The organism is Oribacterium sp. HCP3S3_B9, from assembly GCF_052064255.1.
In the GTDB taxonomy this organism is placed as follows: domain Bacteria; phylum Bacillota; class Clostridia; order Lachnospirales; family Lachnospiraceae; genus Oribacterium.
Map to the genome: position 1 here is coordinate 1 of NZ_JBQHVY010000008.1, position 15268 is coordinate 15268.

13 protein-coding genes and 1 rRNA gene are annotated in these 15268 nt (G+C 53.3%); all 14 read right to left on the bottom strand.

Translation table 11 applies throughout. The features are described 5' to 3' along the window. Window positions 1-602, bottom strand: a 16S ribosomal RNA gene (locus ACTNC3_RS05690); the annotation flags it as partial. A 406-nt stretch (window positions 603-1008) separates the two neighbouring features. Further along, the gene (locus tag ACTNC3_RS05695) at window positions 1009-2061 is read right to left on the bottom strand and encodes an NAD(P)H-dependent flavin oxidoreductase (RefSeq protein ID WP_441226769.1); all 1053 of its coding nucleotides are present in this window, start codon (window positions 2059-2061) and stop codon (window positions 1009-1011) included. Window positions 2062-2253: 192 nt separating this feature from the next. Continuing rightward, window positions 2254-2634, bottom strand: coding sequence for a PqqD family protein (locus tag ACTNC3_RS05700; RefSeq protein WP_410042962.1), 381 nt, complete (start codon window positions 2632-2634; stop codon window positions 2254-2256). Between the two features lie 10 nt (window positions 2635-2644). Next, the gene (locus ACTNC3_RS05705; protein ID WP_441226770.1) at window positions 2645-4564 is read right to left on the bottom strand and encodes an OPT family oligopeptide transporter; all 1920 of its coding nucleotides are present in this window, start codon (window positions 4562-4564) and stop codon (window positions 2645-2647) included. 282 nt (window positions 4565-4846) lie between these two features. Then, window positions 4847-7024: a Tex family protein gene (locus tag ACTNC3_RS05710; RefSeq protein WP_441226771.1), complete on the bottom strand. Its 2178-nt coding sequence runs from the start codon at window positions 7022-7024 to the stop codon at window positions 4847-4849. Between the two features lie 327 nt (window positions 7025-7351). Continuing rightward, window positions 7352-7585 (bottom strand): hypothetical protein, encoded by a 234-nt coding sequence (locus tag ACTNC3_RS05715; protein WP_441226772.1) that lies wholly within the window; start codon window positions 7583-7585, stop codon window positions 7352-7354. A gap of 239 nt (window positions 7586-7824) precedes the next feature. Next, the gene (locus ACTNC3_RS05720; protein WP_441226773.1) at window positions 7825-9411 is read right to left on the bottom strand and encodes an aminotransferase class I/II-fold pyridoxal phosphate-dependent enzyme; all 1587 of its coding nucleotides are present in this window, start codon (window positions 9409-9411) and stop codon (window positions 7825-7827) included. Further along, entirely contained in the window at window positions 9398-10792 is a 1395-nt protein-coding gene (scfB, locus tag ACTNC3_RS05725; protein WP_441226774.1) for a thioether cross-link-forming SCIFF peptide maturase, read from the bottom strand. Before scfB ends, ACTNC3_RS05720 begins: the two co-directional genes overlap by 14 nt. A gap of 116 nt (window positions 10793-10908) precedes the next feature. Beyond that, the gene (scfA, locus tag ACTNC3_RS05730) at window positions 10909-11055 is read right to left on the bottom strand and encodes a six-cysteine ranthipeptide SCIFF (protein ID WP_410042956.1); all 147 of its coding nucleotides are present in this window, start codon (window positions 11053-11055) and stop codon (window positions 10909-10911) included. A gap of 69 nt (window positions 11056-11124) precedes the next feature. Further along, window positions 11125-11628 carry a DNA-deoxyinosine glycosylase gene (locus ACTNC3_RS05735; RefSeq protein ID WP_410042955.1) on the bottom strand — a complete coding sequence of 168 codons (504 nt, stop codon included), beginning with the start codon at window positions 11626-11628 and terminating at the stop codon, window positions 11125-11127. A 78-nt stretch (window positions 11629-11706) separates the two neighbouring features. Beyond that, window positions 11707-12483 carry an enhanced serine sensitivity protein SseB C-terminal domain-containing protein gene (locus tag ACTNC3_RS05740; protein WP_441226775.1) on the bottom strand — a complete coding sequence of 259 codons (777 nt, stop codon included), beginning with the start codon at window positions 12481-12483 and terminating at the stop codon, window positions 11707-11709. 118 nt (window positions 12484-12601) lie between these two features. Continuing rightward, window positions 12602-13474, bottom strand: a complete 873-nt coding sequence (locus ACTNC3_RS05745) for a gluconate 5-dehydrogenase (protein WP_410042953.1) — start codon at window positions 13472-13474, stop codon at window positions 12602-12604. Continuing rightward, window positions 13423-13764, bottom strand: a complete 342-nt coding sequence (locus ACTNC3_RS05750) for a hypothetical protein (protein ID WP_441226776.1) — start codon at window positions 13762-13764, stop codon at window positions 13423-13425. Before ACTNC3_RS05750 ends, ACTNC3_RS05745 begins: the two co-directional genes overlap by 52 nt. 8 nt (window positions 13765-13772) lie before the next feature. Next, window positions 13773-15200: an APC family permease gene (locus ACTNC3_RS05755; protein ID WP_441226777.1), complete on the bottom strand. Its 1428-nt coding sequence runs from the start codon at window positions 15198-15200 to the stop codon at window positions 13773-13775. Between the last annotated feature and the right edge of the window lie 68 nt (window positions 15201-15268).

The window sequence follows — 15268 nt, forward strand, 5'->3', positions numbered from 1 at the left end:
GGTATTTCACTTCAAACTTGCCGTTCCGTCTACGCTCCCTTTACACCCAGTAAATCCGGATAACGCTTGCCCCCTACGTATTACCGCGGCTGCTGGCACGTAGTTAGCCGGGGCTTCTTAGTCAGGTACTGTCATTATCTTCCCTGCTGATAGAGCTTTACATACCGAAATACTTCTTCACTCACGCGGCGTCGCTGCATCAGAGTTTCCTCCATTGTGCAATATCCCCCACTGCTGCCTCCCGTAGGAGTTTGGGCCGTGTCTCAGTCCCAATGTGGCCGATCACCCTCTCAGGTCGGCTACTGATCGTCGCCTTGGTAGGCCGTTACCCTGCCAACTAGCTAATCAGACGCGGGTCCATCTTACAGCGATAAATCTTTTCACCCCGTACCATGCGGTACTGTGTGCTTATGCGGTATTAGCAGTCTTTTCAAACTGTTATCCCCCTCTGTAAGGCAGGTTACCCACGTGTTACTCACCCGTCCGCCACTCGACTTTCATAGAAATCAACCGAAATCTCATTCTAATCAGTCTCGTTCGACTTGCATGTGTTAGGCACGCCGCCAGCGTTCATCCTGAGCCAGGATCGAACTCTCATATTAAATGTTAAGGCCGAAGCCTTTAAGTTCTTTCCGATTCAGAACTCGCTTAGCTTTGTTCTGTCCGTTGTTTTACTGCGAATAAATTCGCGCGATCTCTTGATCGCTTGACCATTGCTGGTCTCTGAAAATTCTTTAGAATCTTCAGGGTCTGTGTATTAATCGATCTTTGATTTTCAAGGTTCGTTGTGCTCTCGTCTCGCGGCAGCTTGTATATATTAGCAAACCGTTTCGCTTGTGTCAAGCACTTTTTAAAATTTCTTTTTGTCATTCGCTTGCGATGGAGCTTTGTGTCCGTTTCGCTTGCGGCGACAGTTGCATACTTTAACAGACAAACCAGGGCATGTCAAGCGTCATTTTCACTTTTTTCAAAATATTTTCAGGGTGTCAGAAGGGGCGGCATACCGTTTTATATCTCTCCTGCTACATCCTGAATGATGTCTTTTACGTGTTCCATCTTTGTGAGCCGTTCGACGTTGGCGCCGGAGAAGAAGAGCCCGTGCTCTACGTCGCCGAGTACGGCGTCTGTGAGGGCCTGTGTGATGCAGTATTTCGTTTCTGCCGGATTGCATACGGAGATGCAACGGTAGCAGTGGGTTGGGGCAACGCGGCCCTCCTCTTCCATGCGCTGAAGGAGCGGGGTGTACACGGCGCGTCCAGGCATACCGACCGGGCTCTGAATGATACGGAGATCTTCTGCCTTTGCGTTCAGAAGGACATCCTTATAGGCCTGAGAGGCGTCGCATTCATAGCTTCCGATGAAACGGGTGGCGAGCTGCACACCAGCCGCTCCGGCCGCCTGCATTGCCCGAAAATCGTCATGGTCCCAGATACCGCCCGCGGCGAACACAGGGATCGGATGGCCTGCAGCTTCCTCAAACGGCTTCAGTGCCGAAATGAGCTCCGGGATGATGTCTTCATTTCTGCGGCATCTGCCTTCCTGCAAATCCGCACGATCGAAGCCGAGATGTCCGCCGGCTTTGTATCCTTCCATCACAACGAAATCAGGATAGCGCTTATATTTCCGCTGCCACATGCGTATGATGACCGTCGCCGCCTTCGCGCTCGAGACGATCGGGGCGATCAGCGCGCTTCCCTCCGGTACAAATTCCGGCAGGTTCAGTGGTAGACCCGCACCGCAAATCACGGCATCGATGCCTGCCTTTACCGCTGCGCGGATCGCATCGCCAAACTGGCGTGTCACGACCATCGCATTGATGGCGATGAGGCCATGCCCGCCGGCGATGTCCTTCGCCTTTCGGATTTCCTTCTCCAGCGCACGCAGATTCGCCTCCTCCGGATGCTGTCTGAAATCCGGCTCGCGGAAGCCGACATCGGCTGTGCTGATACAGCCCATGGCCCCTTCCCGGGCCACAGCGCCTGCGAGTCCGCCCAGCGACACACCGACGCCCATTCCGCCCTGTAAAAGCGGCACCATCAGTTCCTTCGTTCCCAGTTTCATCTCTTCTCCTATAAAGCCTCGAATATTTTAGTTAAATTTATTTAACTATATCATCATAATGGAGCTTCATTTGATTGTCAAGACATCGATGGTGATACGCTTCGTTCTGCCTTTCCTGCCGGACCCCCTCAGCGGCACTATTACAAAAAAGGCAGCGGAGTCTCCTCCACTGCCTTCAGAGCATATTCTGTTTTATCTCACATCCGGCTTCAGCCAGAAGATGAAGTCATAGCTTTCGACGATTTCAAAGAATTTCAGCAGACGTTCATAGAGAGGCTCCGCCTTCTCTCCGAAGTGTGCGTGGACCGCCTGTGCGATGCCTGCCACGTTTGTTTTCCCATCCAGCTGCTGCCAGATATAGCTTCCCGTTTCGTCCAGATGGACATAGGAGATGCGTGGTTTTCGGAAGAGCTTCTGCATGATGGTATTCATCGCGCCCTTATTCTCGATACTGAGGGTCACGAGTCCATCCTCGCCCATCTTCCACTCTTTGATTTTCTGAGAGATCACCGGTACATAGCTGTTGTACAGTGCGATGGTCTCGTCTTTACTAAGCTTCGGCTTTTTACCCATAGAGAATTCCTTATGCGTTCTTCCTGCCGCCAAGTGTGAACTTGAACACAAGAAGAATCATCACCGCAAATACGACAGCAGAAGCGATGTTGCCAGCGCCTGCGCTGAGATTCAGTACGCCTGCCATGTTGATCTTATCGGATACACCGATAACAGCAAGAATCGCCAGAACGATGCCGACGAGACCCTCACCGGCGATCATACCAGAGCAGTAAAGTACGCCACGATTGGTCACTCTGGTCTGCTCCTGTTCGGAAGCATACTTCTTACGATCGAAGTACAGACGAACGAGACCACCGATCATGATGCATGCGTTGAGCTGAACCGGAAGATAAACACCGATGGCAAACGGAAGCACCGGGATACCGAGGATCTCAACCACACATGCAAGAACGACACCCACGATGACCAGACTCCATGGAAGCTTACCACCCATAACGCCCTCAACGATCATCTTCATCAGGGTCGCCTGCGGTGCACCGAGCTGCTCCGAGCCGAAGCCCCAGGCTGCATCGAGAAGGTAGAGAACACCACCGATGGCGATCGCCGATACGATGGTACCGATGATCTCACCATACTGCTGCTTGATCGGTGTCGCACCTACGAGGTAACCGGTCTTCAGATCCTGTGAGGTATCACCGGCGATGGCTGCTACGATACAGATCACCGTGCCGATGGCAATCGCTGCCTTCATGCCTGCTGCACCCTCTGCGCCGGTGGCCTTCAGGATGATGGTGGAGAATAGAAGTGTCGCAATCGCCATACCGGATACCGGGTTGTTGGAAGAACCAACGATACCAACCATGCGGGATGAAACGGCCGCAAAGAAGAAACCGAAGATCGCGATCAGGACTGCGCCGCCGATGCCAACCGGGATCTGCGGAAGAACACCGGTCAGAACGATAAGAACTGCAAGACAGATGACAACCACCTTCATGCTGATATTCTTATCTGTACGAAGCTCACTTCCACCCTGGCCACCCGCGAGTGCCTTCATGGAATCACGGAAGGTGGTCACGATCATCGGAAGAGACTTGATGAGGGAAATGATACCACCGGTTGCCAGTGCGCCGGCACCGATGTAGCGGATATAGCTTCCCCAGATGGCGCTCACACCACCCTGTGCAAACATCTCACCGATCGGTGCTGTGCCAGGATACAGTACGGCGTCTGAACCGAACATAACGATCAGCGGAATCAGCATCATCCAGGAGATGACACCACCGCAGAACATATAAGAAGAAATCTTCGGTCCGCAGATATAACCTACAGAGAAGACCGCCGGGTAGATCTGGGTACCTATCTGGCCCTTGAAGCTGCCGAGACCGGTACTCGGTGTGTTGATCTCACTCGGAACGAGGCCGAGACCGTCGATGACGAACTTGAAAGCAGCAGAAATTCCGAGACCCGCAAATACAACGGAAGCGGAATCGCCACCCTCCTCACCAGCGAGCAGTACCTCTGCACAGGCCTGACCTTCCGGATACGGAAGTGTGCCGTGCTCCTTCACGATCAGCGCGTTACGAAGTGGTACCATGAAGAATACACCGAGAAGACCGCCGATGAGACAGATAATCATGATCTCTACGAGATTCGGCTTCTCCATGAGACCATCCTTCGCCCACAGGAACATCGCCGGAAGCGTGAAGATCGCGCCGGCAGCCAGTGATTCACCGGCGGAACCTACGGTCTGAACGAAATTGTTCTCGAGAATAGAATCACGATGAAGAATCACACGAATGACACCCATCGAGATAACGGCTGCCGGGATCGAAGCGGACACGGTCATACCAACTCGTAATCCCAGGTAAGCATTGGCTGCACCAAAGATCACGGCGAGAATGGCACCCATAATGATCGAGAAAGCGGTCATTTCAGGAACGATCTTCTCAGCCGGGATAAATGGCTTGAACTGTTCTTTGTTATCCATTTGATAACCCCCTAATAAAAAATATCACGGCCAATTATAACACATATAACTGTTATTACAATCGATTTAAATTTTTAATGTCGGAAAGTGTTACAATTCAACGTGCTAATACATCTCGGTATCCACGGTGTCCGCAGGCAAAAATCCGGCAGAGCCCCGGAGGGCTATGCATCCGGCGCATTCGGTCCTGCCGACGGTTCAAGAATTAAGCAGGGCCCCGGAGGGATGACTTCTGTTGCCTTCCCTCCGGAGCCCTGCTTGATTTTCATCGCTATGCCGCCCTTAGCGGTGCTGGTCTACGCCTTTCATCGTGAGTGAGATCTTTTTCCGTGTCTTATCCACCGACAGCACCCGGACGCGAACGATGTCGCCGACCTTTACGACGTCGAGCGGATGCTTCACAAATCGATCCGCGAGCTGCGAGATATGCACGAGTCCATCCTGGTGCACACCGATATCGACGAACGCGCCGAAATCCACGATATTTCGAACGGTTCCCTGAAGCTCCATCTCCGGCTTCAGATCATCAAAATCGAGCACATCCGAGCGAAGCACCGGTGCCGGTACATCCTCCCGAGGGTCACGTCCCGGCCGGATCAGCTCCTGCACGATATCCTCGAGCGTATAGACACCGACCTGTAGCTGTTCTGCCAGTGCCGGAATCGAGCTCTTCGCAGACTGCAGCTTCGCCGCCAGCTGCGCATTCTTCCCACTCTGAAGATCCTCCTCCGTATATCCCATCGATGTGAGAAGTGCCTTCGCAACAGCATAGCTTTCCGGATGCACCGCTGTGTTATCCAGCGCTTCCTTTCCATTCCGTATCCGCAGGAAGCCGGCACACTGCTCGTATGCCTTCGGGCCGAGCTTCGCCACCTTCAGGAGCTCCTTACGGGAGCGAAAGTCGCCCTTCTCCTCGCGGTAGGCGACGATGTTTCGTGCGATGGTCTTATTGATGCCTGACACATACGACAGGAGCGCGAAGCTTGCGGTGTTCACATCGACACCGACGCTGTTGACGCTGTCCTCGACGACACTCGACAGCTGCTCACTCAGCTTCGTCTGGTTCATATCATGCTGATACTGTCCGACACCGATCGACTTCGGATCGATCTTAACAAGTTCTGCCAGCGGATCCTGCAGCCGTCGCGCCATCGAGGTCGCCGAGCGCTGCCCTACATCGAAATTCGGGAACTCCTCTGTCGCAAGTGCGGACGCAGAATAGACAGACGCCCCCGCCTCGTTCACGATCACATACTGCACTGGCAGATGATCCTTCTTTATATAATCTGCGATGATCTGCTCGGATTCACGGGAGGCTGTACCATTGCCGAGTGAAATCACATCCACATGATACTTTCGGATCAGGTCTTCGATGGTCCGCATCGCCTCCTCCACGCGGTTCTGCGGTGCCGTCGGGAAAACCACCGTCGTATCCAGCACCTTTCCGGTCGGATCCACCACCGCGATCTTACAGCCGGTACGGAAGGCCGGATCCCAGCCCAGTACGGTCTTTCCGCTCAGCGGGGCCTGCATCAGCAGCTGCCGCAGGTTCTCACGGAAGACCTGAATCGCTCCATCCTCTGCCCGATCCGTCAGATCATTCCGGATCTCCGTCTCGATCGACGGCCCGATGAGCCGCTTATAGGCATCAACACAGGCCTCGCGAATATAGGACGCACTCGATGGATGCTGTTCTGCGCCCATCTTCTGCGCCATAAAGTGAAGAATCTCCGCCTCCGGCACCTCCAGCCGGATGCTGAGGATCTTCTCCTTTTCACCACGATTCAGTGCCAGTACACGGTGGCCCGGAATCCTACGAATCGGCTCTGAATATGCATAGTAGTTATCATATACGCTGTGTTCCGCAGCCTGCTGCTTCGTCCGGGCAGCGGATACGATGCAGCCCTCCTCCACACTCTTCCGGCGGATCCAGGCACGCAGCGCTGCACTATCCGACATCGTCTCTGCGATGATATCCTCTGCGCCCTGGATCGCCGCCTTTACATCCGGTACTTCATGCTCCGCATCGACATACTTCTCCGCCTCCACCGGAACCGCCGGCTTCCCCTGCCCCGAGAGAATGTAAAGCGCCAACGGTTCCAAGCCACGCTCACGGGCGATCATCGCACGGGTGCGACGCTTCGGCTTATATGGACGGTAGATATCCTCGAGCTTCACCGCCGTCTCTGCTTCCTCGATTTCCTTCCGCAGGGCAGCCGTCAGCTTTCCCTGCTCCTCGATCGAGGCGAGAATCGTCTCCTTCCGCTCCTCCAGATTCCGAAGATAACGCAGACGCTCATCGAAGGCACGCAGCACGTCATCGTGCATCGCACCCGTCGTCTCCTTGCGGTAACGTGCGATAAACGGGATCGTATTTCCCTCATCGATCAGTCGGATGACCGCCTCCGTCTGCCAGGTCTTCAGTCCGAGCTCCTGCGTGATTTTCTCTACTATTTTCATATATAAAAACCTTTCTCACTTTTTCCGCAGGCAACGCTCGACAGCCTCTCTCGCTACCTGCTGCCATGATCCTGCCCTCGTTTTTTCTGTTATAATGACGTTTTTTCCAGCACGGACATTATAACATGATTTTTATTCGCACTTAAACCATCTTCTCCAGATGGCAACGTCTCGGATACAGACACGGCATCAACATCCTGTAGTTTCTCCATCTCTTCAAAAAACAGAACGCGCCCAGCACTGCACTTTTTCATGCAGCGGTGGGCGCGTATATATCATATGATGCAGCTTCAGCTGGTTTTTCTGACAGAGCCTGCCGATCTTCTCTCAGATCGTATCCGCCAGTCTGGACTCCACGATCCGTCCCATGCGTCTGTAAAACGCCGCGCGATGACGCTGGCGCGCACGCTCCCGGTCGATCTCATACAGCAGATACACACTGCCCGCGCTCAGGACATAACCGATCCAGCGCACCTGGTGGAACTCACACAGGGATGCCATCACGCCCATCCCTAAAATAATCATCGCTACCAGCTCGAAAGTTTTCAGATTAATTCTCATGTGCTCTGCCTCCTTCATCAACTATCCACATCATAACACGGTACGTTTGTTTTGTAAACAGTCGTTTGCAAATATTTGTTCTAAAAATGTATGTTTGCCTTACAGGTATAAAGATAGCATGCAGCTATGCAAAAAATTGCACATCCGCATGCTTTTACGTAAGATGCTGAAAAACCGGCGGCATCGCCACCGGTTTTTCAGCCTGTTTATATATTTTTATCACAGACAGCAGGAGCACTTCATACCTGCGTGAGACAGGCGACCCTTCCAGGCACAGCTTCCGAGCGCGAATAACGAAGTTCATCATATCGCTTATCTGCCTGCTGCAGGTAGCGGACCATCGCCTCGGTGATGCGTTCCCCCGGTACCAGAAGTGGAATCCCAGGTGGGTAGCTATAGACATACTCTCCGGAAACGCGTCCCTGGAGCGCCGCGACCGGCACCATCTCCACAGCCGCTTCCACCGCCTCGCACGGAGTCTGTACCATTTCCTTCGGTGTCGCCTCCTGCAGGCTCGGGATGTCCACCATCGCGAGGCGTGCCGATTCAGCGCTGTTTCGCACTTCCGCCATCGTATCGGTCGCACATTTTCTCCGTACGGCTTCTCTCAAGGCGGACATATCCACATCCGTCGACGTGCCATCCACCAAAGTGCGTACCGAATCTGCATTTTCATCCTCATCCAGTACCTGGTCGATCATCCGCAGCGCCTCTGCGAAACGCGGAAGCTCCGCAAAATCGTCGCCCGGCCCGGTCATCGCGAGCGCATAGCCCGGCTGCGCCATCTCCAGCTCATAGTGAAAGTACATCCGCAGGAGATCCATCATCGCATAGCCGCTGAGCCGCGTCGCGCTGCAGTCGATCACGAGCTTACTCGGATCAAATGCATAAAACGCATGTGCATTCACCGCATCTTCACCATGGCAAAGCACGCGCAGGTGTCGAAGTGACCGGATCGTTTCATCGAAGGCCCGAAGTGCTGCTGCCCAGTCCATAAAGCACTGCCGTCCCTCCTGCTCCATCCATTCGGTACAGCCCGCCAGCGACAGCATCAGCGGATACGATGGCGAAGAGCTTTCAAAGATCGACAGCTTTTCCTCGATGACGCTTTCCGATACCCGCTCTCCACGCAGATGAAGATACGCCGTCTGCGTCATGCCCAGCAGGGTTTTGTGTGCCGACTGCACACTGATGTCCGCGCCCTGGCGGGTCGCACTGTCCGGGAAGCCCGCCTCCGGCACGAGACCGAGATGTGCGCCATGTGCTTCATCCACCATCAGCGGGATCCCATGCTGATGACAGAGATCCGCGATGCGCCGGATATCCGAAACCACGCCCTCATAGCTCGGACTCGTCAGTACCACCGCGCGGCTCTCCGGATACTCGTCGAGCAGTGCTTCCACCGCCTCCGGCCGGATGCTGTCGAAAATGCCGGTTGCCGGATCCATGGATGGCCAGAGCCAGTGCGGATGCGCATGGCGAAGCTCGATCGCATGGAACACCGAACGATGGCAGTTTCGCGCGACGATCAGTTCTCCATCATAGGGCACGATAGCAGAAACACCTGCGAGATTCCCGCAGGTGCTTCCATTGACCAGATACCAGCTTCGGTCCGCGCCATGCAGTGCACTCGTTCGTGCCATGGCGTCCTTCAGGATCCCCGACGCATGGTGGAGGTCATCCGTCCCGGAGACCTCCGTCAGATCATAACGCAGAACACACTCCGGTACGACCGCCACGCGGCGCTTATGTCCCGGCATATGCATCGGATAATACTGCTGATTCAGATACTGATCCAGCTGATCTTTCAGATTATGCTTCTTCATCTGCTTCCTGAGCCATCTCGGCCTCCGCCACCTTCATCATGAGCGCACACTCCATCCGCTTACGGAAGAGCTTACAGCCATACTCATAGACACCGTGGATATCACCGGTAGCATGCAGGGCATTGGCTGCGCAGCCGCCGGCACAGTACATACGTGCCCAGCACTCCTTACACTCCGGACGGGAATAAACATTGCACTCCTTAAACTCATCACGGATGTTCTCATGCTGCACACCATCCCAGATGTTACCGAGCTTATACTCCGGATCGTTTACGAACTGATGGCAAGGATAGAGGTCACCCCAGGCAGTCACAGCCATATACTCCGTTCCTGAGCCGCAGCCGGACACACGCTTGTACACGCATGGACCGTGCTCGAGATCGATCATGTAATGATAGAAGGTGATCGGCTTACCGTCCTTCTCACGACGCAGCATATCCTTCGCGAGAATCTCATACTGCTCGTACAGAACCGGAAGGTCCTCCTCGGTCAGCGCACTCGGGCTGGACGGATCGGTGACAACCGGCTCCATAGAGAGTTCGGAGAAGCCGAGATCATCCGCCATATGGAAGATATCGTTTGTAAAATCCGTGTTGTAGTGGGAGAAGGTTCCGCGCATATAGTAGCTCTTATCACCACGGGACTCGACGAACTTCTGGAAGTTCGGCACGATACGGTCATAGGAGCCGCGACCTGCACGATCGACACGGAAGCGGTCATGGACCTCCTTCCGTCCATCCAGTGAAAGAACGACATTGTAGCACTCCTTATTCGCCCACTCGATGACCTCGTCTGTCAGCTTGACACCGTTTGTCGTCAGCGTGAAGCGGAAGTTCTTATTGTGCGCCTTCTCGATGGAACGCGCGTACGCCACGGTTTCCTTACAGAGCTCGAAGTTCAGCAGCGGCTCACCACCGAAGAAATCGACCTCGAGATTCCGACGGTTTCCGGAATTCTCTACCAGGAAGTCGATCGCACGCTTAGCGGTCTCGATGGTCATGATCCCTTCCTTACCATGAAACTTTCCCTGGGATGCGAAGCAGTAGCTGCAGTTCAGATCACAGGTATGTGCCACGAGGAGGCAGAGTGCCTTCACCACCGTGGACTGCTGCTTGAGATAGCCGGCGGCCTTCTCATAGACATCCTTCGTAAAGAGCTTTCCCTGCTCCGTCAGCTCATGGATATCCGCGAAGGTATCCGCGAGCTCCTCCGCCGATGCTTCCGGATGCACCGTGCGAAGCTCTTCCGTCGCTGCCTCTTCACTCATGCCGCTGTCGATCAGATGGATCGCGTCATAAGCCAGGTCGTCGGTCACATGAACGCTTGCGCTGTATACATCGAGAACGATGTTATAACCATTGAGTTTATACTGATGAATCATGAAATCTCCTACTCTAATGATCGAAAAACGATCAGAAAATCGATACAAAAAACCAAAATCGATAAGCAATAAAAAACCGGGGCTGTTCATGCCCCGGTCGATACACGAACCTGATATTAAGCGTTCTTGTTCTCACACTGCTGGTTAGCGATACCACAGCTGGTCTTGCAAGCAGACTGGCAGGATGTCTGGCACTCGCCACAGCCGCCCTTCTCCTCGGATCTCTTCATATCTCTTGTGTTTAATGTCATAATATGCTTCATAGAAATACCTCTTTCCTAACAGTAACTGTTATGTAATATGCCCATAATACATTTCCTTACATAAGTAAGTCAAGAATTATTTGCGATGATCTGCTGATATTCCGTCACGAGACGCTCAAAAGATACCGCACAGTTCGCCGGCGACGTCGACGAAAGCTTCACCGCATGGATACCGGTCCGCGGGTACTGATACTTTTCATAGTACTTATACGAGCTCGCACCCGTGCAGAAGATGCGCGTGATCTTCGTCTTCTTCAGGAGTCCCTCGATGTCCGTCGGAACCGGATTTCGGATGCTGGCATCCGATGCGCCCACGATATCGCACTCACTCAGCGCATCCCAGAGGGCGATGTGGTGACGCCGCATCATCGCGGACTTCTCCTCGACACTTTCAGGCAATGTCTCCGCCAGCACTGTCGCCATAACCCTCCAGAAACGATTCTGCGGATGTCCGTAGTAGAACTTCATTTCCCGCGACTTCGGCGAAGGAATCGAGCCCAGCACCAGCACCTCCGAATCCGCATCATACAGCGGTCCGAACGCACGGTGATCCACATGTGTCAACTCCGCCATCCGCCCCTCCTTTCGCCTGATCCGTCATTTTCATGCATTTTCCCCATTCAGAAGGAATCAATGCCTGCTGCTTCCGGCTTACGGCTCGACGATCTTAAACGCTCTCTGATAGAACGGCTGCTGACCCTCGATCGCCTTCGCCGCGATCGGCGCACGTGCCGACAGAAGTGCCACAGAGCGTCCACGGCTGGCACGACGTGCCGCTGCCATCAGTCTCGGGAAGGTCTCATCCATCGAACCGATGTGACGAACGATAACGCAGTAATCCGTGTGTCCATTGCGGACCATGTCACGGATGTACCCCGCCGCCACATTACGATCGCTCCGCATCGCACCGGTCAGTGCATTCAGAAGATCCGCTGTCGTCTGATCCTCCCGGACATTCTTGAAAATGATGTCTTCGTCTGCGCTGGACTTCTCACCCTCGAGTCCGAGCTCAGCGCCCTTGATCTTCGTGCGAAGATCGATGATCATCTCACGGGCGACGATGAAATCATCCGTACCCGGGTTCAGAACGAAGCCGTAGATCTGCCGATCGTTCATCGCGATATCGGCCGCCTCCTCGAAGCTGTGCTTCACGCTCTGTACCGGCTCGCTCTTAAACCATGCCTTCAGATTTGCCCGGCTCGTGAATACCATGTAGAAGTGTGCACCGTCCTTGTTTGCGGTGACACCATACAGAAGCTTACGCTCACGTGCCTTCTCGCCGACGATACGTACCGGCATGATGAACTCAGCACCCGCCATCTCCTCCATCACGATCTGCTCCGCACCTGTGTTTTCACCATTTGATGCCTTCAGTGCATGGATCGCGTCAACCAGCTTCTGGTTGGCTCTTTCAGTATAATCTGCCATATATAAACCTCCTGGTTTTCCTGTCTGCCTTCTCTCATGCAGTGTAGCATATTTTCTACTAAAAGAAAACGAGAGACTGCCGCAGCAGTCTCTCGTGAACGTATCCAGAAAACCAAGATCAGTGATCTGCTACCTTGATATCCTCAACGCCTGTAACGTCCTGGAACTTGGACTCATCGAGCTGGCTAGGATCCTGACCGATGTACGCGAGGATACCACCATCGATGTATACGACCTGACCGTTGATGAAGTCAGATGCCGGAGAAGCGAGGAATACAGCGAGACCCTCGAGGTCCTCTGTCTCGCCCCAGCGCTGTGCAGGTGTCTTCGAACGGATGAAACGATCAAACGGAGCCATGGAACCGTCTGCCTGCTTTGCACGAAGCGGAGCAGTCTGCGGAGTAGCGATGTAGCCAGGTCCGATCGCGTTACACTGAATGTTGTACTGACCATACTCAGAGCAGATGTTCTTTGTGAGCATCTTGAGGCCGCCCTTGGCAGCTGCATAAGCAGATACCGTCTCACGACCAAGCTCAGACATCATGGAGCATGCGTTGATGATCTTGCCGTAGCCCTTCTTGATCATGCCTGGAAGGACAGCCTTTGCGCAGAGGAAAGGACCGGTGAGATCGACATTAATAACCTGATCCCACTGCTGCTTCGTCATCTCAACCATCGGGATTCTCTTGATGATGCCGGCATTATTTACCAGGATATCAACACCACCGAACTTCTCCTCGATATCCTTCACGAGTGCGTTTACCTGCTCCTCGTTCGTAACATCACATACGACACCGTATGCATCGATGCCGAGCTTCTGGTACTCTGCGATACCTCTGTCTACGAGCTCCTGATTGATATCATTGAAAACGACCTTCTTTGCGCCAGCCTCAGCAAATGCCTTCGCATATGCTAGACCCAGTCCATAGGATGCGCCGGTTACCCATGCAACCTTGCCATCAAGTCTGAACTTATCAAGAATTCCAGCCATAACAAATCTCCTTTTTCTTCCATTTTTCTTACTTCTATGTTCTCAGGCACGATGCCTGAATACATCCATACCAGCATCATCATAGTTGATTTGGTACCCCGGTTCAAGCCTTCACAGGCACTCTTCACAAAGTTTGTGAATGTTGCGGTAAACCGGTTCACTTTTCTTGTCAAAATTTGCCAAGATGCAGATTTCTCTACATCCTGGCAAAGCATTTTGTATCTGTTTTCCTGTAGATGCTTTCCGGGCATACGCCATGATGCCTTTCGCTGCATCCTCTCTTTCAGCATCTGAAGGATCAGGCCTTCGCTGCATCCTCTCTCTTCTTCAGAATCGGAAGGATGATACCGAGTGCTGTCAGTACGCACGGTGTGATGATGTTGAGACACATGGTGAACAGGTCTTCATCATAAACACCGAGCAGACAGCTCGCCGCGGTCACGAAGAAGCACCAGCAGCCGAAGAACATAGCCACGTTATGATTCTTCACGAAACGATACTCCGGCTTGAACCTGTCCTCCGCCTTACGAAGTGCGATGTACGCTGCAAATACCCAGAGATAACGCATCGGCATACATACGGAGTTCAGCTTGGTGAGCTGCTTCAGAACGGTCGCTGCACCAGGAACGAAGGACTGTACGAGGATGATAGCACCGGAAAGAACCGCAACCATCTTGATACCGTTGACATAGGCACCCTTATCATTCTGTCTGAGAAGCTTCGACGGGATAAACTCACGCGCATCCTCGTTGTCAAACAGCATACGAAGCGGTGCATCGATACTGATGACAAGCGTGGAAAGCTGACCTACCGCGTTGCAGAGTGCGTAAATGATCATCAGGCTGTCACCCATATGATAGTACTCGCCCAGTCTCTGGAATGCCCAGTAGGAACCGTTCGAGTTATAGGAGTTGAAGCTCTCCTTGGACTCGTTGATGATGGTCGGATCGAACATCATGCCCATCGCGATGGTACCGAGAATCGCACAGATCACAACCATGATCGCCAGGCTAATCATCGCACGCGGGAAGCCCTTGCTCGGGTTCTCTACCTTATTAACATACGGAGAGATCTTCTCACAGCCACCGACAGCGAAAACCAGGATGGACAGGGAGGTGAAGTACTTCCAGTCGAAGGTCGGAATCAGGTTCTTCGCACTGAAATCCAGTGTCACGAAGGAAGAAGCCGGATTGATGGCACGCGCACCGAACATCATGATGATGTAGAGGATGGACATGATGAACATGCTGGTACCTGCCAGTGTCGCCATCTTCTTCAGCGGGTTCAGACCACGGCTTGCGATATAGCAGAACAGAATCAGGATACAGAAGGTGATCAGCTGTACTGCCAGTGTAGGGAAGGTATCGTATGCTTCCGCGTTACGGAACACAGCCCAGCTCAATGCCTTCAGACCACCGGAGGACTTACTTGCGATGTAGGTGATATGGCATGCCCAGTAGGTCCAGCCTGCATAGTACGCAAGCTTCGGTCCTGTCGTCTTCAGAATCCATGAGCTCACACCACCACCGGACTCCTTAAATGCGGAACCCAGCTCACCGACCATCAGTGCGTATGGTACGAAGTAAAGCGCAAACATGAGGATCCAGCTGAAAATAACCTGGATACCGTTGAAGTAGATGAAGCCGTTCAGTACATTTCCGAAGCCCCAGACCGTCGAAAACGCCATGAACGCGAGCGTCGTCCATTTAATGTGTTTTGAATCCATATGTATACTCCTTTTTTGTTGTTTAGCGAAACGAATTCAGATTTCGCTTTGTTTTGAAAGCCCGGTGA